Here is a 22,990-nt window from a genome sequence, read left to right on the forward strand (position 1 = left end):
TGAAAAGGCAGCATAAATGCTGCCTTCAATTTTTATCACATAATACGAAAATCAGGACGATTTTTGCTCATTATCATCTGCAGGCGTAAGATTATTGAGAATCTCGGCCTGAGTACGCTTTTTCTCAATCATCTGTGCCAGCCAGATCGAGATTTCGTAGAGCAGGATTGCCGGTATAGCAAGACCGATCTGACTTGCCGGATCCGGCGGTGTCAGCACGGCAGCCACCACAAAAGCAATCACAATCGCATATTTGCGCTTATCCCGCAGCCCCTGTGCAGTCACCAGTCCGACCTTGGCCATCAGCGATGTGATAACCGGTAGCTGGAATACCAGACCGAAGGCGAAAATCAGCGTCATAATCAGGCTGAGATATTCCGACACTTTCGGCAGTAGCGAAATCTGCACTTCACCGCCCACACCGGATTGCTGCATAGCAAGGAAAAACCACATCACCATCGGTGTGAAGAAGAAATAAACCAGTGCACCGCCCAGCAGGAACAGCAAAGGCGAGGCAACCAGAAACGGCAGAAATGCCATGCGCTCATGCTTGTAAAGGCCGGGTGCAACAAACTTGTAGATCTGCGAAGCAATCATCGGAAAGGCAAGAACCAGACCGCCGAACATCGCTACTTTCACCTGCGTGAAAAAGAATTCCTGCGGTGCGGTATAGATCAATGCGGCTTTGCTGCGATCCATACCTGCCCAGTCCAGCGCCCATTGATAAGGCAGAACCAGCATATTGAAGAGATGCTTGGCAAAAGCAAAACAGAGTATAAAGGCCAGAAAAAAAGCTACAATCGACCAGATCAGGCGGCGGCGCAACTCGATGAGATGCTCAAGCAATGGCGCAGAGCTCTGGTCTATTTCATCCTGATCACTGCTCACTGCTCAGTTCCTGTCTTTTTCGTTGTTTTTACTGCAGCTTTTGCACGGGGTGCGGCAGCTTTTTTCGCTGCGGCTTGTTTTACCGGTGCAGTTTTCACAGCAGAATTGCTTTTTGCTGGTGCTTTCTTTGCAACAGGCCTACCCGCCGTGTCAGCCGCAGCTTTTGAAGCTCTTGGCTTCGTGATTTTTTTCACCGGCTCTGCGGCAACAGGTTCCGCACCAGCAGCTGAAGTTTTGGCAACCGAAGGCTTTGCAACAACGGGCTGTGCAGCAGGCGTTGTCGCTTTCGCCTCTTCCTCTTTGATTTCAGAGAGATCCAACGGCGAGTCCATAGGCACAGCCGGTGTTTCCTCCGGCTTCGGTGATGCATTATTCAGGCTGGCACGCAAATCATCACCGGCGCTGCGCACCGGTTCAAAAATATCCGTCACCGTTTTACGCGGGTCATATTGCTTCACGCCGTCAATCGTTTTCTTGACTTCGTCCAGCTCTGCCTCGCGCATAGCTTCATCAAAATGCGTCCGGAACTCGTTCGCCGTGGCGCGCAGCTTTCCTGTTGCCTTGCCAAAGGCGCGCAACATTTTCGGAAGATCCTTCGGGCCGACAACAACGATCATAACAACCGCAATTACCAGAAGCTCCGACCAGCCTATATCTAACATCGGCGTTCCATTTCATCATCTGCGTCTTTGGCCGGCAACCGGCCAAAGATAATTGGCAACACATTCGTATTACACGCGCAGCATGATCAGTAATGACTTATTTTGTCGTTTTCTTCGTCGGTTTGACCTGTTCACCGGTCTCATTGTCGATGGTCTTGGAAGAAGCAACATCGGTTTCTTCAGGCTCGTTCATGCCCTGCTTGAAGTTTTTGATGCCCTTGGCAACATCGCCCATCAGTTCAGGAATTTTGCCGCGGCCAAACAACAGCAGCACAACCGCCAGAACGATAAGCCAGTGCCAGATCGAAAAACTACCCATCTCATATCCCCTAAATGCTCTCGCGGCATATTCATACCGGAGCAGGATTATCCAAACTCAGTCTCTATTTAAGCGCAATCACAGCATTGTTCAAACAGAACCGGTGAAATTTCTCTTTGTTCTACAGCATAGTTACAAAAATAAAAAACATTTATCCGGCAGAACTCTGATGAAGCTCTTATCCGGTAATGTGCCGCTGTTTGAAATGGCTGCAACCCCGCCGCTGCTTAAAAGTTAACAAGCACAGAATTATGACAATTTTAACAGTAACAGCAGCGAAAAGGGGCTAGAGCATTTCTATTCCGCCATGAATCACATGAAATGCTCTATCTTTTGTTTTTACGCGCATCTTATCCGATCGAAGCGGGATCAGAAATCAGTCCAGTGAACTGATTTCCCCGCGTAGGCGTTTCACACTTTTCGGGACACGCTATTTATCTTGATCATCCTCGACCTTCGGCATGAAGAGGCCAAGTTCCTCAATATCACCGGCAGTTAGCGGATCCTCATCCGCCAGCAACTCATCCGGCCGCACACTTGGCACCGGCACAGAGAAATTCGACGGCAGTCGTGCGGAGAGCAACCCTGCCCCGCGTAACTCATCCATACCCGGCAGATCGCGAATCTCTGCCAGACCGAAATGATCCAGAAAACTGTCTGTCGTGCCATAGGTCACCGGACGCCCCGGCGTGCGTCTGCGACCACGAAGCTTCACCCAGCCGGTTTCCATCAGCACATCCAATGTACCTTTTGAGGTTTCCACGCCGCGAATATCTTCCATCTCCGCACGGGTTACCGGCTGATGATAAGCAATAATCGCCAGCACTTCGAGCGCCGCACGCGACAGCTTCTTCTGCTTGACCAGATCGCGGCTCATCAGAAAGCTTAAGTCCGATGCTGTGCGGAATGCCCAGCCGTCACCGGCTTTGACCAGATTGACACCACGCAGACGATATTCACTTTGCAGCACTTTCAGCACCGTCAACAGATCCACATCCAGCGGCAGTCGCTCCGACAGCATTTTCTCCGTCACCGGCTCGGAAGACGCAAAAATAATCGCCTCAACCATACGCACCACATCACCCAGCGCCTCGCGTGACGGCACGGACGGATTTGCATCATCTGAAGATATGATCGGCATTTCAGCCTCAGCAGCTGTCAAAATTTCAGTCTCGCTCACGCTTCATCCTTATCTTCGCGATCCGTCTTCAGATCATCAGGCACACTGCTTACCGGTTTGCGTTCGGCAGCGCGTACAAAAATCGGTTCGAAAGCTGCATTCTGGCGTAATTCCATCCGCCCTTCACGCACCAGCTCAAGACTGGCGGCAAAGGAACTGGCAATCGCACTCGCACGGTCTTCCGGCCGCGCAATATAATCCAGCAGAAATGCATCCAGCGCCACCCAGTCCTGCAATTCACCAACCATACGCACCAGCAAAACCCGTGCCTCTTTCAGCGACCAGACTGTGCGCTTGGCAATCTGCACATGGGAAACCGCCTGCCTCTGGCGCTGTGAAGCATAGGCCGTGAGCAGATCATAAAGCGAAGCGCTGTAAAGGCTGGTCTTTTCCACCAGCACCGTTTCCGGCATACCACGGGCAAATACATCGCGCCCCAGCCGGTCACGATTGACCAGCTTGCCTGCCGCATCACGCATAGCTTCAAGCCGTTTCAACCGGAATTGCAAAACAGAAGCCAGCTGTTCACCGGTCTCGCCATCCTCATCTTTGACCTTGGGGATCAGCAAACGCGATTTGAGATAGGCAAGCCATGCCGCCATCACCAGATAATCAGCAGCCAGTTCCAGCTTACGGTCGCGTGCCAGCTCAATGAATTTCAGATATTGCTCGGCAAGCGCCAGCACAGAAATCTGTGTCAGATCAACCTTCTGATTGCGTGCCAGATGCAGCAGCAAATCCATCGGCCCTTCAAAACCCTGCACATCCACATGCAGGGTCAGATCCTCGGCACTGTCCGGCGGAATGATAAGCGCCGTCTCCGACTGCCACAGATCATCCATCGGCACATCGGCCTTTGGTGTCTGGAGATTATCCGTCTTTGCGGTTTCGGTACTCATCATCCGGCCTGTTATTTATTGAAGTTCTGCCCGACTATCAGGCAACAGCGACCTCTGGGAATAAAGCGTTAAATTCCGCACGGATCGCTGCTTCATTGCTCAAATCCGCTTCACCTGCAAAGACTTCAGCCAGCTCCGCACGGCGCAGGCTCTCATCTTTCAGATCCGGAATAGCAGCGGCAACGGCAATGGTTTCTTCCAAAACACCGCTGCAATGCAACACCACATCACAACCGGCAGCGATAATCTCACGGGCAATATCATCCAGATTACCGGACAGCGCCTTCATGGAAATATCGTCGCTCATCAGCAAGCCGTCATAATCCAGCATATCACGGATCACGCAATTGATAACCACCGGTGACAGCGTTGCAGGGCGTTCTGGATCAAGCGCTTTGTAAACAATATGCGCAGTCATAGCGGCCGGCAGATCATCCAGCTGGCAGAATGGTACAAAATCACGGGCGCAGAGTTCGCTCAAAGGCGCATCAACGCTCGGCAGTTCCTTATGACTGTCGGCAAATGCACGGCCATGCCCCGGCATATGTTTCATTACCGGCAGCACACCACCGGCCATCAGCCCTTCAGCAACCGCATTACCCAGTACCGCAACAGTTTCCGGATCATAGGAATACGCGCGCGAACCGATCACCTCATGAGAGCCCTCAACCGGCACATCCAGCACCGGCAGACAATTGGCATTGATGCCAACGCCCATCAGATCAAAAGCATGAAGACGGCCAAGCAGCCAGGCGGCGCGCATACCTTTTTCTTCATCCTGTTCATAAAGCGCACCGATCTGCGAAGCTGACGGATAATTAGGCACCAGCGGCGGGCGCAGACGCTGCACACGTCCGCCTTCCTGATCGATAAAGATCAGTGTCTCATCCCGTCCGGTCACATCGCGGATTTGCGCGGTCAATGCGCGCAACTGCTCCAGACTTTCCACATTGCGGGCAAACAGAATAAAGCCCCACGGACGCACACGACGGAATAATTCCTGCTCAGCTTCGGTCAGCATTGTACCTTCGAAACCGGTAATCATGGCTTTAAATGTCATTGCGGCAATGCTCCTCGCCTATTGGAATATGACAAATCAGACAAGCATTTCGCAGATAAATGGCTTCATTTAACGTCCGCGATAATGCGACAAATCAGATAATGCTCTCTGCATAACCCATAAAGAGAAAATGCGCTGCGTATTTTAAAGATACACAGCGCATTTCATGTTTGTTTTACATATTTTCGGATCAGAGTGTCGGGAAGCAGCTGCCACCGGCAGATTTCAGGCGCTCGCAGAGCGCTGCGGCTTCAGCCTTGGTACCACCCGGAATACGGACACGGTAATAAGTACCCTTACCGGCAATATCCGCCCTTTTGATATCAACACCACGACCACCGATAACATTACCGTAACGCGAGCTCATATTGGCATAGCTCTTCTGTGCCAGTTCTGCACTCGGCTGCGAGGCAATCTGAATGAACCATGTACCCGCAGGAACATTGGCCGAAACATTGGCTGCAGGCGCAGTGGCGCTGGCAACCTGCTGCGGCGCGGTATTTTGCGCAGGACGCTCCACATTACCCACAACATTAACCGGCTGTTCGGCAGGACGAGACGGCACAACCGGAGCTGTTGTCACTTCACGCGGTTTGACCTGTTCACCGGAAGCGGTGAAAGTCTGCGTCTGTACAACGCGCGGTGCTGCTGCACTCTGTGCAGAAGGTGCCGGTGTATCAGTACCCAGACGTTCAGGAACAGCGCTCTGGCTGATCAGACGGGATGCCTCATCAAGACCATTATCGGTTGCTGCTGCATTATTATTTGCAGGCGCAGTGGCCGCCGGTGCTTCACTCGGTACGATTGTACCGTCAGCGCGCACGACCATGGTTTTCACTGTGCGTGGTGTTACCAGCTCACGCTCAGCCTCTTGTGCCGGATTATTGGCAGCAGGAGGCGTTGCAGGATTAGTGCTTTCCGGTTCATTCGACAACAAACGGTCTTCTTCCGCATCCGCCCCCTGCAACAGACCAACATCAACCGGTTCTTCTTCCGTATTGATAAGGGTTTTCTGTTCAGGCGCAGCAGGCTTAGTACCGGAAACCTGATCGTAAACAGCCTTGTCCTGATTTGGAACAACCATACCGCCCGGATTTTCCGGCTGGACTTTGACCGGCTGGCTGTCAGCCCGCAGAACTGCAGGTTCGCCGCCGACAACACCACCGGATTTGAGCATATAGTAACCGCCGCCCAGAACGATCAGAGCCGCAGCAGCGACGGATGCCCAGAGGATAGGTTTACGCAACGGGTTCTCTTCACGCGGACGGGCTTCCGTATAGTCATCCTCATCGCGGGCAAAATTCTCGGACAGATTATAGGTATCGAAATCATTATTCTGTGCACCCTGTGCCGCCCAGTGATTGTAATAATCATCCTGCGTGGCATTGCCTGTCTGGCCTGCACCGCTCTGCGCGGCAGAACCACGCAATGCTGCACCCGCAACGGCTGCACCGGCAAGACCAGCAGCAGCGCCGGCAATAGTGCCGAAACCTGCACCATTTGAACCGGTTTCTTCCGGCTCGGCTTTGACGCTCGTATGATAGTCTGCAAAATTATCCTGCAGAATATTTTCGAAAGCCTTGTCCGCTTCACTGGTTGTATCCGGTGCGGCAGCTTCATTCACACTGATCGTGCTGAAAATTTCTGCGAATTCTGATTCGAGGCTGTTCAGCCCCGTTTCTTTAACATCATCACCATAGCTGACCTCAGGCAGATCAAGCGCCTGTGTTTGCTCAACCTTGTTTTCCGACACAACAACGGATTCAATTTCCGGTGCCGGTACAAACGGCTTGGAGGCTGCACTCTGAGCAGGCTGATAGGCCAAAATCTCCGGTTCATCATTCAGATCAAGATCAAGCGGCAGTTCTTCCGATGCTTCTGCAACGGCGAAATCATCGGCAGGCTGCAGGTCTTCATCGAATGAAAAATCAAAATCATCATTGCTGAAGAAATTATCCCCCGCGACCGGTTCTTCATAAGCCGGTTCTTCGTAGGAAGCTGCAGCAGGAGCAGTGTCACGCACAGGCTGCGAAGCATAGGAAGACGGAACAGCTGCAATCGTATCCGCAAAGCTGCTGACAGTGCGTTCTGTTGTACCTGCAGCAGCTGCGGTTGCAGTTGCTGCAGCCGGAGTCGCCGCACCGAATGTGTAGGAAGAATAACCGCGCACTGCATTATGGGCCAACGGAGCTACCGGCTCATTATATGCCAACGGAGCTTCCGGCTCATTATAAGTCAATGGAGCCTCCGGCTCCGGTACATAAGGCTGCTCTATGGCCGGTTCTGCAACTGACGCATTTTCTTCCGCTTCGTAGAAATCATCTCCGAAATTGAAATTTTCAGTTTGCTGCTCTTCTTCAAAAGCGACAGCCTGTTCCGGCTCATAGGTTTCTGTTGTTTCTTCCGCGTAATCAGACTGTGATCTGGCTCCGAACAGATCCGCAAAGGAACTGGCTGCCGGAGCTTCAGCTGCATCAGCAGCGTTGTCTTCTTCCCAATTGGTCTGGGCGCTGACTGTGCGGTTAGGCAAACGGCTCAGATCAGGAGCAGCAAAGAACTCATCATCAATCTGGTCGTAATTCTGTACAGGCGCAGCCTGTGTATAATCATCCTCAGCCTGCAAATCTGCATGGGCATGATGATCCGCAACCGGCTCCTGACCGTCAAAATCGGCTACAGCAGGCGCAACCTCAAGGGATGGTGCATCAAACAGTGGTTCGATATCGGTTTGCGGAACAACTTCATCATCATAAGCCGCAACCGGATCAGCATAGGACAATGCTTCAGGTGTTGCTTCAAACGGCGCTTCATAAGCGTAATTATCTGTCTGAGCAGACGCCGCGACAGGTGCTTCATCCTGCAGCAGAAATGCAAGCTCATCTTCAAAGCTGGCATCAGGCTGCTGTGCTGCATTCACGGAGCGATACACCTCGTTTTCCGCAAATACATTATCATAGCTCTGAGCAACAAATTCCTGTTGCGGTTCACGGCCGATATCAGAAAGATCGAAATCATCTGTATTCAGTTCAGGCAGATCAAAATCCTGTGCGGCCTGCTCTTGTGAAACATTGGCGGCAACTTCCGAATATTCAGGCGCATGAGAACCATAACCCGCCTGATAAGGCTGAGCATACTGGTTCTCCGGCGCTTCATAATATGGCTCGGCAGCCGCATGAGAAGCGGCTTCCGGTTCAAAATTCTGGCTTAGCTCACTTTCCAGCGAAGAGAAATAATCTTCATTTACAGCCTGCACAGGCTCTGAAAATGCTGCATCCTGAGGCAGATCGGAATAGGCCTCATAATAAGCATTCTGCGGTGCAGCAGCTGTATAATCCTGCTCTTCTGCATAATATTGCGGAATGTCCTGCTGGAAGGTCGGCTGGGGCTGCTCCGGTGCTTTTTCTTCTGCATAAGCACGCTGTAACGGTGCATAGCCGGTAAAGCGCGGCTCAACAGCCTGCTGGTAAGAGCGGCTCTCGGCAGCAGTCTGCTGAACAGGGCTGAAAACTTCATCCTGTGCTGTCTGGAAATTGCTGACTGGCTGAGCCGGTTCTGCAGCGAAGTCCGCCGCGAATTCAGCATCGAAATCTGCCATCAGTTCCCGCTCAAGGCTCATCTCGGAAGACATTTCCGGTTCAGCCTGCGAATTCTGCATATTTTTTTGTTCTGCCGGTTCATCAAAGCCAAAAATGCGCGACAATTCAAACAGCGGATCATTATCCCGCGCCGATTCGTCGCGAATATCACTGTGATTCTGATTGCGGCCCGTCACGCTACTGTCAGTCATGGCGTTTTCCTAATTTCAACTGGAGCGCCCGCCGACGTCTCCCTAATCATTGCTAATATAGCAAGGCAATGTGGGCAAAACTTGACAGTAGTTTCCTGCAAAAACGGCACGAAAACGCAGCAAATGCGCCATTCGTGCCGGTCTTTACCTGAATATCAGGGGCGATAACTTAAACCGCCCTCATTCTATTCAGCGCATTTCTGTCGGAGCATCCGCACCGATAATCGACAATCCGGATACCAAGACATCAGAAACAACCTGCACCAGCCCTAACCTGGCAAGTGACAAGTTTGTATCGTTAACCTTAATAAAACGTAAGTCCGCGTTGTCCGAGCCACGATTCCACTGAGAATGGAACGCACTTGCAAGGTCATAGAGGTAAAATGCGAGCCTGTGCGGCTCCTGATGGATAGCCGCGGTTTCGATCAGACGCGGATATTCCGCAAGTTTACGCACCAGCGCCACTTCGCTCTCATCAGTGAGCAGAGACAGGTGTTTTGCCGCCTCTTCACGCTCGATTTTTTCCAGACCAAGCTGCTCTTTCGCCTGACGGAAAACCGAGTTCGCACGTGCAGACGCATATTGCACGTAGAATACCGGATTGTCTTTGGACTGCTCGGTGACTTTGGCAAAGTCAAAGTCCAGCGACGCATCATTTTTGCGGTAAAGCATCATGAAACGCACAGCATCGGAACCAACTTCATCCACCACATCACGCAGCGTAATGAACTGGCCTGAACGCTTGGACATACGTACCGGCTCGCCATCACGGAACAGCTTGACCATCTGGCAGATCAGCACTGTCAGCTCAGCCTTGCCTTCAGCAACAGCCTTGGCCACTGCTTCCAGACGCTTGATATAGCCGCCATGATCCGCGCCGAGGACATAGATCATTTCCTCAAAGCCGCGATCGAACTTGTTTTTGAAGTAAGCAACGTCCGCAGCGAAATAAGTGAAGCTGCCGTCAGACTTAACCAGCGCACGATCCATATCATCGCCGACTTCAGTTGAACGCAGCAAAGTCTGCTCACGATCTTCCCAATCATCCGGCAGCTGGCCTTTTGGCGGCGGCAACTTGCCTTTATAGACATGGCCTTTGAGCGTCAGATCGTTGATCGCGGTGCGGATCAGCTTGGCATGGTCGGCATGCAGGCTGCGCTCGGAGAAGAACAGGTCATGATGCACATTGAGGGAGGCCAGATCATCACGGATCAGCGCCATCATGGCATCAATCGAACGGTCTTTAATCAGCGGCAGAACTTCTTCTTCCGGCTTTTCCAGCAGCGACGAGCCAAATTCTTTGGCCAATGCCTGACCAAGCGGCACCAGATAATCGCCCGGATAGAGACCGGCAGGAATCTCGCCGATATCTTCGCCCAGCGCTTCACGGTAACGCAGCATCACGGATTTGGCGACAACATCAATCTGCGCACCGGCATCATTGATGTAATATTCTTTGGTTACGTCATAACCGGCAAATTTCAGCAGGTTGGCCAGCACATCGCCGACAACCGCGCCACGGCAATGGCCGACATGCATAGGACCGGTCGGGTTAGCAGAAACATATTCCACATTAACCTTACGCATACCGCCCATTTTTGAACGACCGTAATCAGTACCTTCTGCCAGCATAACGCCCAGCTGACGCTGCCAGTAATCATCATTCAGACGCAGATTGATAAAGCCCGGACCCGCCACATCAACGGTTGCAACATCCGCATCGCCTTTCAGCGCTTCAGCAATTTTGGCTGCCAGTTCACGCGGATTGCTGCCAACCGCCTTGGAGAGCACCATGGCCGCATTGGTAGAAATATCACCATGTGTTGCATCGCGCGGCGGTTCAACACCAACACGGGAAACATCCAGTTCACCACCGTCTTTGTCTTTCAAACCAAGATCTTGCAGTGTTTTTTTAATTTTAACGTCGAAATCAGCAAAGATATTCATAATCTGTCCTGTCGGAACATAAATGCGGAGCAAGGCCGCGATTCACATTCAATCAATTGAACGTCATGCAATGGGGAAGCTCAGCGCCTCGCAAATCACACAGTCAGAAATGGCAGTTTTGCAGCCCGTTTAAGCCAAGTCGGGCGTATGGTCAAACAATCGTCGGTGTTCACGCACGGCATAATTATCAGTCATACCTGCAAGGAAATCCGCAATCTGACGCGCAAAGGCCGAAGTCTCGTTACCGGCAATCCCTGCCCGCCAGTCGGCAGGCATCGCATCCGGTGCCGTCATATAAGCATCGAAAAGGTCTTTCACGACCTGATCGGCATTTTTGCGGATAGGCACGACGTGCGCATTGAAATAGAGATTCTGGTAGAGAAACTTCTTCAAGGTTTTCTCGGCAATCGCCATATCCGGCGAAAAACCGACCATCATCTCACTGGCCGCACGCACATCATCCACACTCTGCGGATTGAATTTTTTGATCTGCTCTTGGGCATGCGCAATCACATCCTCAACCATGCGCGTGATCTGCCTGCGCATCAGTTCATGGCCACGACGCACCGGATCAAGCTTCGGATAAAGGCGTTGCACTTCCTGCAAAATATCCCGTGTCAGCGGCACTTCTTCCAGCTGTTCCAGCGTAAGCAGGCCGGAGCGCAGACCATCATCAATATCATGGGCATTATAGGCAATGTCATCGGCAATTGCCGCGCATTGCGCTTCAAGACTTGCAAAGCCTGAAAGCTCCAGATCAAAACACTCATTATATTTGAGGATCGACCCCGGAACCGGCTCACCATCCGAATAAGGACCGGTCAGCGGGCCGTTATGCTTCACCAAGCCTTCCAGCGTTTCCCATGACAGGTTGAGACCGTCAAATTCCGCATAGCGCTTTTCCAGCAATGTCACGATGCGCAGCGACTGCGCATTATGATCAAAGCCACCATAATCCGCCATTTTCTCATTCAGGGCATCTTCACCCGTATGACCAAACGGCGTATGGCCGAAATCATGTACCAGCGCCACGGCTTCTGCCAGATCTTCATCCAGCCGCAATGCGCGTGCCAAAGCACGGGCGATCTGCGCCACTTCAATCGTATGGGTCAGCCTTGTGCGGTAATGGTCGCCTTCATGGGCGATAAACACCTGTGTCTTGTGCTTTAATCGTCGGAAAGCCGTCGAATGGATAATACGGTCGCGGTCACGCTGATAAGGCGTGCGTGTTCGGCTCTCGGTCTCATGCACCAAGCGTCCGCGCGTTTGCGCAGGGTCGCATGCATAAGGAGCACGTTCACGATAGCCGAAACCAATACTGTCCATCATTCTTCCTGTTATGATTTGTGTTTCATCAACCAAAAATCTGTAACATTGCGCAAGGCACATCAGGCCCTTCGCAACAATTGCACTCTGCTGCATTATCATGATTGCAGTACAAAATAACAGGTTTGATATGCAGTGCAGTATAAAACTTTAGGGCAAATGACTTGTGACAGGAGATTGCGCCCTCTGCCCTGCTGACCTATATTATAGTCCTATCAACATATATCCTGTGCGGAACTTGAACCGCCCATGATTTTAAGGTGACTATTATGACGGACATTTCCGTATCGGATGCGGCAGCCAAACGCATTGTCAAAATTCTGCAAAAACAAGCCGACAAATCAGCTCTGCGTATTTCCGTTGAGGGCGGCGGCTGTTCAGGCTTTTCCTATAAATTCGATCTCGTCAGCGATACCAATGATGATGATCTGATTATTGAAAAAGACGGTGCCAAAGTGCTGATCGACAGCATTTCCGTACCTTATATTGACGGTTCGGTTATTGATTTTATTGATGATCTGATGGGACAGTCCTTCCAGATCAACAATCCGAATGTCACGTCATCCTGCGGCTGCGGTGTCAGTTTCGCGATCTGACCGGTTTCTGCCATGAATAGCTGCCGCATAATCTGAAATGCGGCAGATTTTTTTATAAAACTCAATACGGGGATACGTCTTTGAAAATTGCCACATGGAACATTAACGGTGTCAAAGCACGTATCGAAAATCTGCTGCACTGGTTGCAGGAATGCCAGCCTGATGTGGCTTGTCTTCAGGAAATCAAATCCGTAGACGATCTGTTCCCGCGACTGGAAATTGAAGCCCTCGGCTATCACGTAGAAACTCACGGCCAGAAAGGCTTTAACGGCGTTGCCATTCTCTCGAAGGTCTCACCAGTTGAGGTTAATCGCGGGTTACCGGGGGACGACAGCGATGAGCAGGCACGTTTTATCGAAGCCGTATTCACCACCGATAAAGGCGTGATCCGTGTCGTCTCGCTCTATCTGCCAAACGGCAATCCGGTTGATACGGAAAAATACCCTTACAAGCTCGGCTGGATGCAGCGTCTGGAAGACTGGGCGAAAGAGCGACTGGAACTGGAAGAACCGCTGGTGCTCGCCGGTGACTATAATATCATCCCGCAGCCGATTGATGCCAAACATCCGGAAAACTGGGTGAATGACGCCCTGTTCCTGCCACAGAGCAAACAGGCATTCCGTCGTCTGGAAAATCTCGGTTTTTACGATGCTGTCCGCAATGTCAGCGATGAGCAGATGTTCTCATTCTGGGATTATCAGGCCGGCGCATGGCAGAAGAATAACGGCATCCGCATTGATCATCTGATGCTGTCGCCGGAAGCAGCCAATCTGCTGGATGGTGCGGAAATCGAGAAACACACACGCGCATGGGACAAACCGTCTGACCATGTGCCGGTTGTTATTCAGCTTGCCTGCTGAAAAATTATTCAATGATTTTAAGATTATAGCGCCGCAAACTGAATCAGTTTGCTAAGTTGCAGCGCCTGCACAACTGTTTTTACCCAGCATTAGTGCTGGCCGACGAGTGCAATCGCATTACGGCGGTCAGCCTCACCGGCAACCGAAAACGCCTGTTCCTGCATAGCACGGATCCATTCGCAATCCTGATCCGAACAACGCTCAAAAGCTGCCGTCAGCATCGCAAGGCCACGAACAGTCTTACCGGCCTGAAACAGCATATTACCAAGCATAGCCTGCGCATTGGCGTTGCCTTTTCTGGCAGCCAGCTGGAACCATCGTGCAGCCTGCGTTTTGTTCTTCTCTACCCCGTCACCTTTGAGCAGCATAGCGCCAAGCTCATATTGTGCTGTCGAGTCGCCAAAATTGGATGCGGCCTGCACATAGAGATCACGGGCCATATCAGGATTGGAATTTACAGGCGTGCCGGGAATGCCGCGCTTGAGATAGCGTGCCATCTGCACCAGTGCACCGGCCACATAAGATTCGTTCTGCGAACCTGGCTCTGCGCCCTCATGGACGATTTTTTCGAAAATTTTATAAGCTTCGTAATCATTTTCCGGAACACCGTCGCCCTGAGCATACATGCTTGCCAGTTTCCAGTTAGCGCCCGGATGTCCCTGATCTGCCGCATAGCGCAGAGCTTTCAGCGCTTCGTCCTTATGGCCGTTCTTAAAAGCGGATACCCCGAATTTGAAAACCTCGAACGGATTGCTCTTCTTTTCCGCATTGTCCGGAATATCAAAAGCAAACGCACTGCTGCACACCAGATAGAGTGCAACACCGGCTCCACAAACAAAATACGCGATTTTCTTAAACGACCCGATCACGACAGCATTCTTTCATTATCGTTTGCCAAAATAAATTTGGTAAAGGACAAGTTAACAAGATGAGAAAAACTAGCCATTTTTTCAGGCAAGATTGCGACCTGTGAATAAAGTCGGCCAAACAGATTTCCTTCAGCAGAGCCCGCAGCTGAAGTCACCATGCATGACTGCACGCTAACCTGCGGATTTTTTTGAAAAAAACTATAATTCTGCAATTACCGACCTCAATGAAGAGCAAAGATTGTTTCACATTTTGTCAGGACTAAACTTAGCCCGCCTCCTATCGGTGCTCCGTATTTATGGCGGGAAATAGGCCAAGTTCATCTCCGTGAACCTTAGCGCGGCTGAAAGGTAAATACTGTTACCAAAACAACACAAATTTACACTGATATATAAAATTGCCCCCTCAAAATCACGAAACAATCCGGTTTCAGGGCGTCATAGTTGTCATCCGGTTGCGAAATATAGTTAAGCAAGTGATTATAAATCTTGGTTTTATAGAGAAGCAGGATTTTCAGGAGAATCGCTGTTCAGAATCGATTCCCTGTGTGCCAGAGCGCCGTGCGCCTCATTGGGCGCACAAAGGTCGCTCTAACACTTTAAAATGAGAGCATAATTTTAACTTAAACTGTTTCAAGTTTAAGAAATTATGCTCTAGCAGCAATTCAGGGTAATGCAGGTATGATTTCAGCCATCCTTGCGATAATCCTCTTTTCTTCAGGCAAGAGCGCCTTATAGTCCGCCTCATGAAACCATCTGCTTCGGGGCGCAGACCTCAACCTTACAGACGACAGCCGCAGCGCCGCAGCAATCGCAGGCACTATCGCAAACCCTATTCCTTCCTTCGCCGGTCTGGGATTGTGACTGCGCTGCTGTTACTCGGTATATATGCGTTGATGCAGACCTTTATGCCGCAATGGGCAGAAACTGTCTCCGGCAGCAATCAGCCACGCCAGCCTGTTCGTGCAGACAAGAATAAAACCTTACCTGCCCAATTGAGTGGTCGCGGCAGCAGCCTGCATATTTACGATGGTGATACAATTGCCCTACAAGGGCAGCGCATACGTCTGAAAGGCATGGATACACCGGAAACCCAACAGAATTGTAAAATTGACGGTAAAGACTATAGCTGCGGCCGCAATGCGACTGCGGAGTTACGTCGCCTGATCGGCAATCAGACTGTTAGTTGCACAGCGGACGGACGCGATCAGTATGACCGCATTCTCGCCTTCTGCATGGCCGGAGAGACTGATCTCAATCGCACCATGGTCGAGCAAGGCTGGGCAGTCTCCTATGGCCTCTATCAGCGTGAGGAAGCACAGGCACGCAAGAATAAACGCGGATTGTGGGCGGGAGAGTTTGAACGCCCCGGCAAATGGCGGCGGGAAAATCAGTCGCGCTCCAATGAGCGCAACCGGAGCAATCAGTAATATGGCAACGGCATTGCAGACACTGCAACATCAGATAAATGATTGCAGAATTTGTCGTGATCAACCGCTTGGTTCACGCCCGCTGGATCATGAGCCAAGGCCGGTATGTATCTCCTCCCCGACAGCCAGAATTGCCATTTGCGGTCAGGCACCGGGTATCCGTGTACATAATACCGGCATTCCGTTTAACGACCCTTCCGGTGTACGGCTGCGCCAATGGCTCGATGTGACACCGGAAGAGTTTTATGACGCAGAGCGCTTTGCGATCATCCCCATGGGTTTCTGCTTTCCGGGCTATGACAAGCATGGCGGTGACCTGCCCCCGCGCCGCGAATGTCGCCTGACATGGCATGACCGGCTGTTTGATCTCATGCCGCAAGTTGAACTGATTATTGCCATCGGCAGTCATGCACAGACATATCATCTGGGGCGTAATCCGACCTATCGCGAATATCTGCAAGCACAGCAAAAGCCGCTCAATATGACCGAGACCGTGAAAAACTGGCGACGCTATATTGAGAGCAATCAGAATGACGGCCCTGCTGTTCTGCCGCTGCCGCATCCGTCATGGCGTAACAGCGGTTGGCTGAAGCGTAATCCGTGGTTTGAAAACGAACTTTTGCCGGTGCTTCGTCAAAAAATCCGACCTTTATTGTCGAGATAAAAATAATTTCTAACTTAATGCAATTTGATAGTATTATATTCTTCGCGTTTAATCGCGCGCTCATTCATAAGGTATATAGTTTCAAAATTATACAATTTGGTGCTTAATGTGAGGCAAAATGGACAGACTTGACAGAAAAATTCTCCGTCTGTTGCAGGAAGATGCAACGCTGGCAGTAGCAGATATTGCTAAAAAAGTTGGCCTGTCCACCACCCCGTGCTGGCGCCGTATTCAGAAACTGGAAGAAGACGGCATTATCAAACGCCGCGTGGCTGTGCTTGATCCGGTAAAAATTAATGCCCGTGTCACAGTCTTCGTTTCAGTACGAACCAGCTCTCACAGTCATGAATGGCTTAAGCGCTTTGCCGAAGTGGTGCAGGAATTTCCGGAAGTGGTGGAATTCTATCGCATGAGCGGTGATGTCGATTATCTGCTGCGCGTTGTGGTGCCGGATATTGCTGCCTATGATGCTTTCTATAAGCGTCTGATCAGCAAAATCGAAATCCGCAATGTTTCTTCATCTTTTGCGATGGAGCAGATCAAATACACAACAGAACTGCCGTTGGATTATATGGTGCTTGATAAAGACGGCAACTAAACCCATCCCCAAACGGTGAAGCAAAATATAAACAGACAGAGCATTTCCCTATTACAATTCAAACCGGAAATGCCCGATCTCAAAAATAAAATGGCACTATCCCACGGCAAGGATAGTGCCACTTATGCTACAGGCGACATGAAACACCGGCCAATATAAATTGTAAAAAACGCAGCGGATATACCAGCGTAAATACATCCTTCGGCTGACTTCTCAGCAAATATTACTTTGAGTAAAATTGCCGCCCGTCCTTAAAAACGCTCATGCTCTAATATGTATATGCTTAAAAAAGCGACAGGCTGCGCACAACCGCAATTAGTTGCAGTATTGGCAACTTTTTCCCTTGCAGCTTATAATTATTATGCAGATACAAAAAAATCCGGCACGCTCTCGCGGCCGGATTTTTTATTTTCAAGCCTGCAGTTCAAATTAAGAAATGCTGCGACCGTCCATACCGGCATCTTCAGCAGTTGCCATGGAGACATGACATTGGGCAGCAGTTTTCACCAGACCGGCAGCAAGAGCAGCACCTGTACCGGAACCAAGGCTGATATTCAGATCGAGTAACGGTGCCTTGCCCATTTTCTCCAGCAACAGGCGATGTCCCGGCTCGGAAGACACATGAGAGAACAGGCAATGATCCAGCGCATCACCATTCATCGCCAGCAAAATGGCTGCGGCGGCACTGGCCACATAACCATCAATCAGCACCGGAATTTTCTCGGCACGAGCGGCCAGAATTGCACCGGTAATTGCCGCAAGTTCACGGCCACCCAGACGACGCAACACTTCCAGCGGATCGCGTAAATTTCCCTCATTCAGCGCAACGGCTTTTTTCACCGCAGCGATTTTTGCAGGCAATATACTTGCATCTTCACCGGCACCAAGACTTACCCAGTCCTCAGCCTGACCGCCAAACAGCGCCAGAGAAATCGCAGCCGCAATGGTTGTATTGCCAACGCCCATTTCGCCGATGCACAGCAAATCCGTACCACCGGCAATTGCTTCCATGCCAAAAGCCATGGTTGCCGCACAAGTGCGCTCATCCATCGCCGCTGTCACGGTAATATCCTCAGTCGGATGCTCCAGCGCCAGATCAAAGACCTTCAACCCCAGATCATTGGCAATGCAAATCTGGTTGATGGCAGCGCCGCCCGCAGCAAAATTATTGACCATATCCATAGTCAGAGATTGCGGCTGCGAGCTTACACCCTGCGCCAGCACACCATGATTGCCGGCAAAAATTGCCACCAAAGGGCGCATGATCTGCGGCTTGGCTTTACCGCTCCATGCAGCCAGCCACTCCGCAATCTCTTCCAGACGCCCGAGTGAGCCGACAGGTTTGCTCAAACGCGCTTCACGTTCACGCACCGCTTCGCTAGCGAATTCACTCGCTTCCGGAAGCTGGCTGATAAGTTCACGAAAATCATCAAATGGCAGTCCGCTGGTACTCACGTTATCAAATCCGTCTTTTAGCCGTAGAGGGGGAAATTCATCTGCGCCTGCTATACGCCCTGCTCACAGTTTTTCAAAGTGCAGAAAAATGAAATTATTGTGCCCGCAGGCTAAAGCCTCCATATAAAGACATGCCTGCTTCGGCAGGATCATCCGACAGTCTCAGGAACAATGACCTCATGAACCGTTTATTCTGGCTGGTTATCGCAGCAATTGCCATTCTCCTGCTCGTTCTGATCGTCAATGACGAGAGCGGCACAACACTCGGCCTTGCCAATGATGATTTTGCCGATGCGGCCTATATGAGCATTTTTGGCGTTGTCGTGGCTGCCGGTTTACTTGGCTCAGGTATTCCGCTCAATCATATGATGCGCAATATTGCAATCTGGGCAGTGATTATTCTCGGCCTCGTCACCGGCTATCAATATCAGTATGAGCTGACCAATATCGCCAATCGCGTAACCGCAGGGCTGATACCAGGCAATGCAGTCAGCGGAAATAGTGTTGACGGTGCCGAGACGGTCAGCATCGGTCAGTCGGCCAACGGTCATTTTGAAGTCAATGCACTGGTGAACGACCAGCGCGTGCGCTTCATGGTCGATACCGGTGCTTCCACAATCGTGCTGACACAGGCAGATGCTGAAAAAGCCGGTATTGATGTCAGCAGCCTCAGCTATACGAATCCTGTCAGCACAGCCAATGGCCGCACCATGGCTGCATCAGTACGATTGCAGGAAATCCGCATCGGCAATATCACCCGTCAGAACCTGCGCGCACTGGTTTCACAGGAAGGCCAGCTCAGCGGCAGCCTGCTGGGTATGAACTTCATGAACAGCCTGAGTGCCTATACTGTGCAGCGCGATCAGCTGATCCTGACTGACTGAAAAAGCCGTCAAGCTGGACAGGCCGGTCTTTAACCATTATGTCCGCGCAGAAACATCCGCAGAGAAGACGCCGTAAAGAAGATAATTGTGACCAGACCAGAAAAACTCTATGCCGCCAAAACCTTTTCCATCGCGCCTATGCTCGACTGGACGGACAGGCATTGCCGTTTTATGCATCGTCTGCTCACCCGCCATACTTTGCTCTATACGGAAATGGTGGTCGCCGATGCTGCCATCCATGGCAAGCGTGACCGCCTGCTCGGCTTTTCAGAACAGGAACATCCTGTCGCTCTGCAACTTGGCGGCTCTGATCCGCTGAAACTTGCCGAGGCCGCTAAAATCGGCGAATCCTTCGGCTATGACGAGATCAATCTCAATGTCGGTTGCCCGTCAGACCGCGTGCAGTCGGGTGCCTTCGGTGCCTGTCTGATGCTGACACCGCGACTGGTGGCAGACTGCGTTGCCGCCATGAAACAGGCAGTGAAAATTCCGGTAACGGTGAAATGCCGTATCGGCGTGGATGATCAGGATCAGGAAGCCGCACTCTCAGAGCTCAGCCGCATGGTGATTGCGGAAGGCGCAGATGCACTGTGGGTACATGCGCGTAAAGCATGGCTGCAGGGACTATCGCCGAAAGAAAACCGTGATATCCCGCCGCTGGATTATGACCGCGTTTACCGGCTGAAACAGGATTATCCGCAGCATTTTGTCGGCATTAACGGCGGAATTACCAGCCTTGATGAAACAGCCACCCATTTGCAGCATACAGACGGCGTGATGATTGGTCGAACAGCTTATCACACACCAATGGTGCTGCGTGATGTGGATCGCCTTGTTTATGGTGATGGAACCACACCTCTTTCGATGGAAGATGTGCTGGATGTGATGTGCGATTATGCTGACCGGCATATTGCGGATGGCGGCCGCCTTGCTCATATCAGCCGCCATATGGTCGGGCTGTTTCAGGGTCAGGCGGGTTCACGCCGCTGGCGGCAAATTCTCTCGACAGATGCCACACGCAATGATGCGGACAGCAAGATCATCCGCAAAGCCTATCAGGTGATGTGCGAGACTGCTGCCGAGGTAGAAGAAAACAACGCCACCCGTGCGGGACAGGCAGCGGAATAATTTTGGCTTTCCTATAGCCTATATAAGTCACCATTCGTTCTAGAATGATCGAAGATTGCTGCAGAGCAGCTTGAGATTTGGGTTATGACTTGGCGAAAATGGTGGTTCTTGAGAACCGGAGCGGAATGTACATTTAGTACATGAGCACCGGAAGCGCAAAGAAACACCATTTGCAGACCGTCAGAGCCCTGATATCAACTGACTCTGGTGCCGGAGCGCCAGACCGATCGCACCACCGGCACATCGTCAATGGCGTGAACGCGCACGAGATCGGCACGCAGACCTTCTGCGATTGAACCGCGATCTGTCATACCGACAGCTTTTGCCGGATTGGCGCTGACCATGCGGATAGCCTGCGGCAGATCAATATGCTCCACCACATGCGCAAGGTTGAAAGCCCCCTGCAACATGCTGAAAGGGATATAATCCGACGAGATAATATCCAGATAGCCTTTTTCGGCCAGCTCCAGAGCAGAGACATTGCCGGAATGCGAACCGCCACGCACGACATTCGGCCCGCCCATCATCACGCCGATGCCGTTGGAGTGCGATGCTGCAGCGGCTTCAATCGTTGTCGGGAACTCGGCAACAGCCACACCATGAGCCACGGATTCATCGACATGGGCTTGCGTCGCATCATCATGACTTGCCAGCATAATGCCGTTGGCATGGCAATAATCAGCAATCAGCGCACGGTTTTTCGCGGAATTGCGCTGTGATTCACCGACACGGCGGTCACAATAGACCTGATAATCGTCTTCGCTGACTTTGTTCTTGCGCATGAAATAGATGCGGTAAGATTCCATATCCGGAAACTGCCGCTGCCCCGGTGCGTGATCCATCAGGGAAGCAAGACGCACTCCCGATGCGCCCCGCAGTTGCTCAAATGCACTGATACAATCATTGGACGAAACTTCGCAGCGCAGATGCAGATAATGTTCTGCGCGCAAACGGCCTTTGCTTTGGGCTGCCTGCAACGCATCTGCCAGCAATAGCATGTCATCAATCACAACTTCGCATTCGCCGTCATGGCCGACGCGCAGTGCATCAAAAACTGTGGTGATACCAGAGGCAGCAATCTGCGCATCATGCGCCTGTATCGCGGCCAGCGGGTTCCAGCGCACTTTCGGACGCGGTGCATAATGGCCTTCGAGATGATCCGTATGCAACTCAACCAGACCGGGGATCAGATAATCCCCGTGCATATCCTTACCCGATGCCGAGATTGTATGATCAATCGCAGCAATCTTTCCGTCACGCATGACAACGGTGCCGCTGATGATTTCATCAGGCAGCACAATCCGTGCATTGGTCAGAATTGTTTCGGCAGATTTATTTTGGTTTGGAGCGGACATATCTTCTCTTAAAGTTTTATACGACTATTCAGCCGCGGTTTTTTCCAGCTGTAATTCCGCTGAGACCGTATTCTGCGCAGCAACCGGCTTACCCGTCAGCGGGTGAAGCGAGTGCACTTCAAATGGTACACCTGATTCTGCCTCGGTAAACAGAGCCAGATTGGTGATTTTGACCGGTTCATTCAGCACCGGCGCGAAAAACTCTTCCAGCACATTACGCACATGCACCTGTTTTTCCTCAGGCACTGCGCCGGTCAGGGTCATATGAAAGCGGAACTGCTCGAACACATAAGGATAGCCCCACTGGTCGAGATTGGCACGGTGTATAGCATCCATCTTCTCGGGCTTGCGCTTAGCCAGTTCCTGCGCATTCAGCGGCGCACGAAAGCGCTCAAAATGCACCACCACATCATTGGCCAGCTGCTGAAGTTCCGCACAAGGCTCGGATACGACCAGCGCAAAGAAAGGTCCGATCTGCGAAACTTTGAGCTTAGGCAACTGCACAGCCTGATAGCTGGAGGCAAAATGCATCATCGCAGAGAGAAGCTGGTGTTCTTCATAATCATCATGCAAACGAAACGGTGCCTTCAGCGTCGCATGAAAACCGTAGCGGCGCGGCTCTTCAGTCAGAGCACTGACCTCATCAGGGCTGACGGAACCAATCACCGGCGTGCGCACAACCATACCGTTAAAAGCATTGCGGCCGAGCCAGTTTGCAGCCACCCGCAGCAACGGATCATGAGCAGAGGGTGTGAAATATATTCCGTATCGCATAAAAATCCCTTTTTCACAGGTTTACGAACCGGCATGTCAGACGGTGTCATACCATGCTTTGCCATAAGTGGCCTGATGATGCGGGCTCTATACCCTCACAGTCCGCACCTATTATGACAAGATGCTGAAAAAACGCCTCAATACCCAAAAAACTGAAAAACAACGGACAGATTTTTACAAAAAGACGTTTTGAATCAACAGAGTTAAACGTCTTTTGGCCAATCCGGCAATCACCTTGGTAAAATAGGTCAGAAAAGATTTCCGATAACTGCCAAAAATCTCAGCCTGAAACGGATGGCATTGATATCCATA

The 22,990-nt window shown here is 51.3% G+C and carries 20 protein-coding genes; 7 read left to right on the forward strand and 13 right to left on the reverse strand.

Going from position 1 to position 22,990, the window contains the following annotated elements:
* Nucleotides 1-51: 51 nt before the first annotated feature.
* The 9 genes from tatC to HBA93_RS15115 all read right to left on the reverse strand — a co-directional run bounded on the left by tatC (nt 52) and on the right by HBA93_RS15115 (nt 12,071).
* The gene (tatC, locus tag HBA93_RS15075; protein ID WP_121993398.1) at nt 52-888 is read right to left on the reverse strand and encodes a twin-arginine translocase subunit TatC; all 837 of its coding nucleotides are present in this window, start codon (nt 886-888) and stop codon (nt 52-54) included.
* Complete coding sequence (tatB, locus tag HBA93_RS15080; RefSeq protein ID WP_221723793.1) at nt 885-1,550, reverse strand: Sec-independent protein translocase protein TatB; 666 nt, start codon at nt 1,548-1,550, stop codon at nt 885-887. Before tatB ends, tatC begins: the two co-directional genes overlap by 4 nt.
* Nucleotides 1,551-1,647: 97 nt before the next feature.
* On the reverse strand, nt 1,648-1,869 hold the full coding sequence (locus HBA93_RS15085; protein WP_121993396.1) for a twin-arginine translocase TatA/TatE family subunit: 222 nt from the start codon (nt 1,867-1,869) through the stop codon (nt 1,648-1,650).
* Nucleotides 1,870-2,299: 430 nt separating this feature from the next.
* The gene (gene scpB / locus HBA93_RS15090; RefSeq protein ID WP_221723817.1) at nt 2,300-3,010 is read right to left on the reverse strand and encodes an SMC-Scp complex subunit ScpB; all 711 of its coding nucleotides are present in this window, start codon (nt 3,008-3,010) and stop codon (nt 2,300-2,302) included.
* 35 nt (nt 3,011-3,045) lie between these two features.
* Complete coding sequence (locus HBA93_RS15095) at nt 3,046-3,948, reverse strand: segregation and condensation protein A (RefSeq protein WP_502910123.1); 903 nt, start codon at nt 3,946-3,948, stop codon at nt 3,046-3,048.
* 37 nt (nt 3,949-3,985) lie between these two features.
* Nucleotides 3,986-5,008 carry a beta-N-acetylhexosaminidase gene (nagZ, locus tag HBA93_RS15100; protein ID WP_281348905.1) on the reverse strand — a complete coding sequence of 341 codons (1,023 nt, stop codon included), beginning with the start codon at nt 5,006-5,008 and terminating at the stop codon, nt 3,986-3,988.
* Between the two features lie 190 nt (nt 5,009-5,198).
* Entirely contained in the window at nt 5,199-8,795 is a 3,597-nt protein-coding gene (locus tag HBA93_RS15105; protein ID WP_221723794.1) for an SPOR domain-containing protein, read from the reverse strand.
* Between the two features lie 189 nt (nt 8,796-8,984).
* On the reverse strand, nt 8,985-10,742 hold the full coding sequence (gene argS / locus HBA93_RS15110) for an arginine--tRNA ligase (protein ID WP_221723795.1): 1,758 nt from the start codon (nt 10,740-10,742) through the stop codon (nt 8,985-8,987).
* A gap of 129 nt (nt 10,743-10,871) precedes the next feature.
* Nucleotides 10,872-12,071, reverse strand: coding sequence for a deoxyguanosinetriphosphate triphosphohydrolase (locus HBA93_RS15115; protein WP_221723796.1), 1,200 nt, complete (start codon nt 12,069-12,071; stop codon nt 10,872-10,874).
* A gap of 266 nt (nt 12,072-12,337) precedes the next feature.
* On the opposite strand from HBA93_RS15115, the gene erpA reads away from it, so the two are divergent.
* A complete protein-coding gene (gene erpA / locus HBA93_RS15120) occupies nt 12,338-12,664 on the forward strand; it encodes an iron-sulfur cluster insertion protein ErpA (RefSeq protein WP_075654866.1) in 327 nt (108 codons plus the stop codon).
* A gap of 80 nt (nt 12,665-12,744) precedes the next feature.
* Nucleotides 12,745-13,524 (forward strand): exodeoxyribonuclease III, encoded by a 780-nt coding sequence (xth, locus tag HBA93_RS15125; RefSeq protein WP_221723797.1) that lies wholly within the window; start codon nt 12,745-12,747, stop codon nt 13,522-13,524.
* Between the two features lie 89 nt (nt 13,525-13,613).
* On the opposite strand, the gene HBA93_RS15130 is transcribed toward xth, so the two are convergent.
* Nucleotides 13,614-14,372 carry a tetratricopeptide repeat protein gene (locus HBA93_RS15130; RefSeq protein WP_221723818.1) on the reverse strand — a complete coding sequence of 253 codons (759 nt, stop codon included), beginning with the start codon at nt 14,370-14,372 and terminating at the stop codon, nt 13,614-13,616.
* 878 nt (nt 14,373-15,250) lie between these two features.
* On the opposite strand from HBA93_RS15130, the gene HBA93_RS15135 reads away from it, so the two are divergent.
* From HBA93_RS15135 to HBA93_RS15145, 3 genes are all read left to right on the forward strand, one after another.
* Nucleotides 15,251-15,820 carry a thermonuclease family protein gene (locus tag HBA93_RS15135; protein ID WP_221723798.1) on the forward strand — a complete coding sequence of 190 codons (570 nt, stop codon included), beginning with the start codon at nt 15,251-15,253 and terminating at the stop codon, nt 15,818-15,820.
* A gap of 1 nt (nt 15,821) precedes the next feature.
* Nucleotides 15,822-16,484, forward strand: coding sequence for a uracil-DNA glycosylase family protein (locus HBA93_RS15140; protein ID WP_121993390.1), 663 nt, complete (start codon nt 15,822-15,824; stop codon nt 16,482-16,484).
* 118 nt (nt 16,485-16,602) lie between these two features.
* The gene (locus HBA93_RS15145; protein ID WP_121993389.1) at nt 16,603-17,082 is read left to right on the forward strand and encodes an Lrp/AsnC family transcriptional regulator; all 480 of its coding nucleotides are present in this window, start codon (nt 16,603-16,605) and stop codon (nt 17,080-17,082) included.
* A 429-nt stretch (nt 17,083-17,511) separates the two neighbouring features.
* On the opposite strand, the gene cobT is transcribed toward HBA93_RS15145, so the two are convergent.
* Nucleotides 17,512-18,537: a nicotinate-nucleotide--dimethylbenzimidazole phosphoribosyltransferase gene (gene cobT, locus HBA93_RS15150; RefSeq protein ID WP_221723799.1), complete on the reverse strand. Its 1,026-nt coding sequence runs from the start codon at nt 18,535-18,537 to the stop codon at nt 17,512-17,514.
* A gap of 179 nt (nt 18,538-18,716) precedes the next feature.
* Here cobT and HBA93_RS15155 point away from each other — a divergent pair, with 179 nt between their 5' ends.
* Both HBA93_RS15155 and dusA read left to right on the forward strand, forming a co-directional pair.
* Nucleotides 18,717-19,421 carry a retropepsin-like aspartic protease family protein gene (locus HBA93_RS15155; protein ID WP_122093957.1) on the forward strand — a complete coding sequence of 235 codons (705 nt, stop codon included), beginning with the start codon at nt 18,717-18,719 and terminating at the stop codon, nt 19,419-19,421.
* Between the two features lie 87 nt (nt 19,422-19,508).
* Nucleotides 19,509-20,549: a tRNA dihydrouridine(20/20a) synthase DusA gene (gene dusA / locus HBA93_RS15160; protein ID WP_353619366.1), complete on the forward strand. Its 1,041-nt coding sequence runs from the start codon at nt 19,509-19,511 to the stop codon at nt 20,547-20,549.
* 194 nt (nt 20,550-20,743) lie between these two features.
* On the opposite strand, the gene HBA93_RS15165 is transcribed toward dusA, so the two are convergent.
* Complete coding sequence (locus HBA93_RS15165) at nt 20,744-21,904, reverse strand: alpha-D-ribose 1-methylphosphonate 5-triphosphate diphosphatase (protein WP_221723800.1); 1,161 nt, start codon at nt 21,902-21,904, stop codon at nt 20,744-20,746.
* 24 nt (nt 21,905-21,928) lie between these two features.
* Nucleotides 21,929-22,678, reverse strand: coding sequence for a DUF1045 domain-containing protein (locus HBA93_RS15170; RefSeq protein ID WP_221723801.1), 750 nt, complete (start codon nt 22,676-22,678; stop codon nt 21,929-21,931).
* Between the last annotated feature and the right edge of the window lie 312 nt (nt 22,679-22,990).

Source organism: Ochrobactrum sp. SFR4 (genome assembly GCF_019730395.1).
In the GTDB taxonomy this organism is placed as follows: domain Bacteria; phylum Pseudomonadota; class Alphaproteobacteria; order Rhizobiales; family Rhizobiaceae; genus Pseudochrobactrum.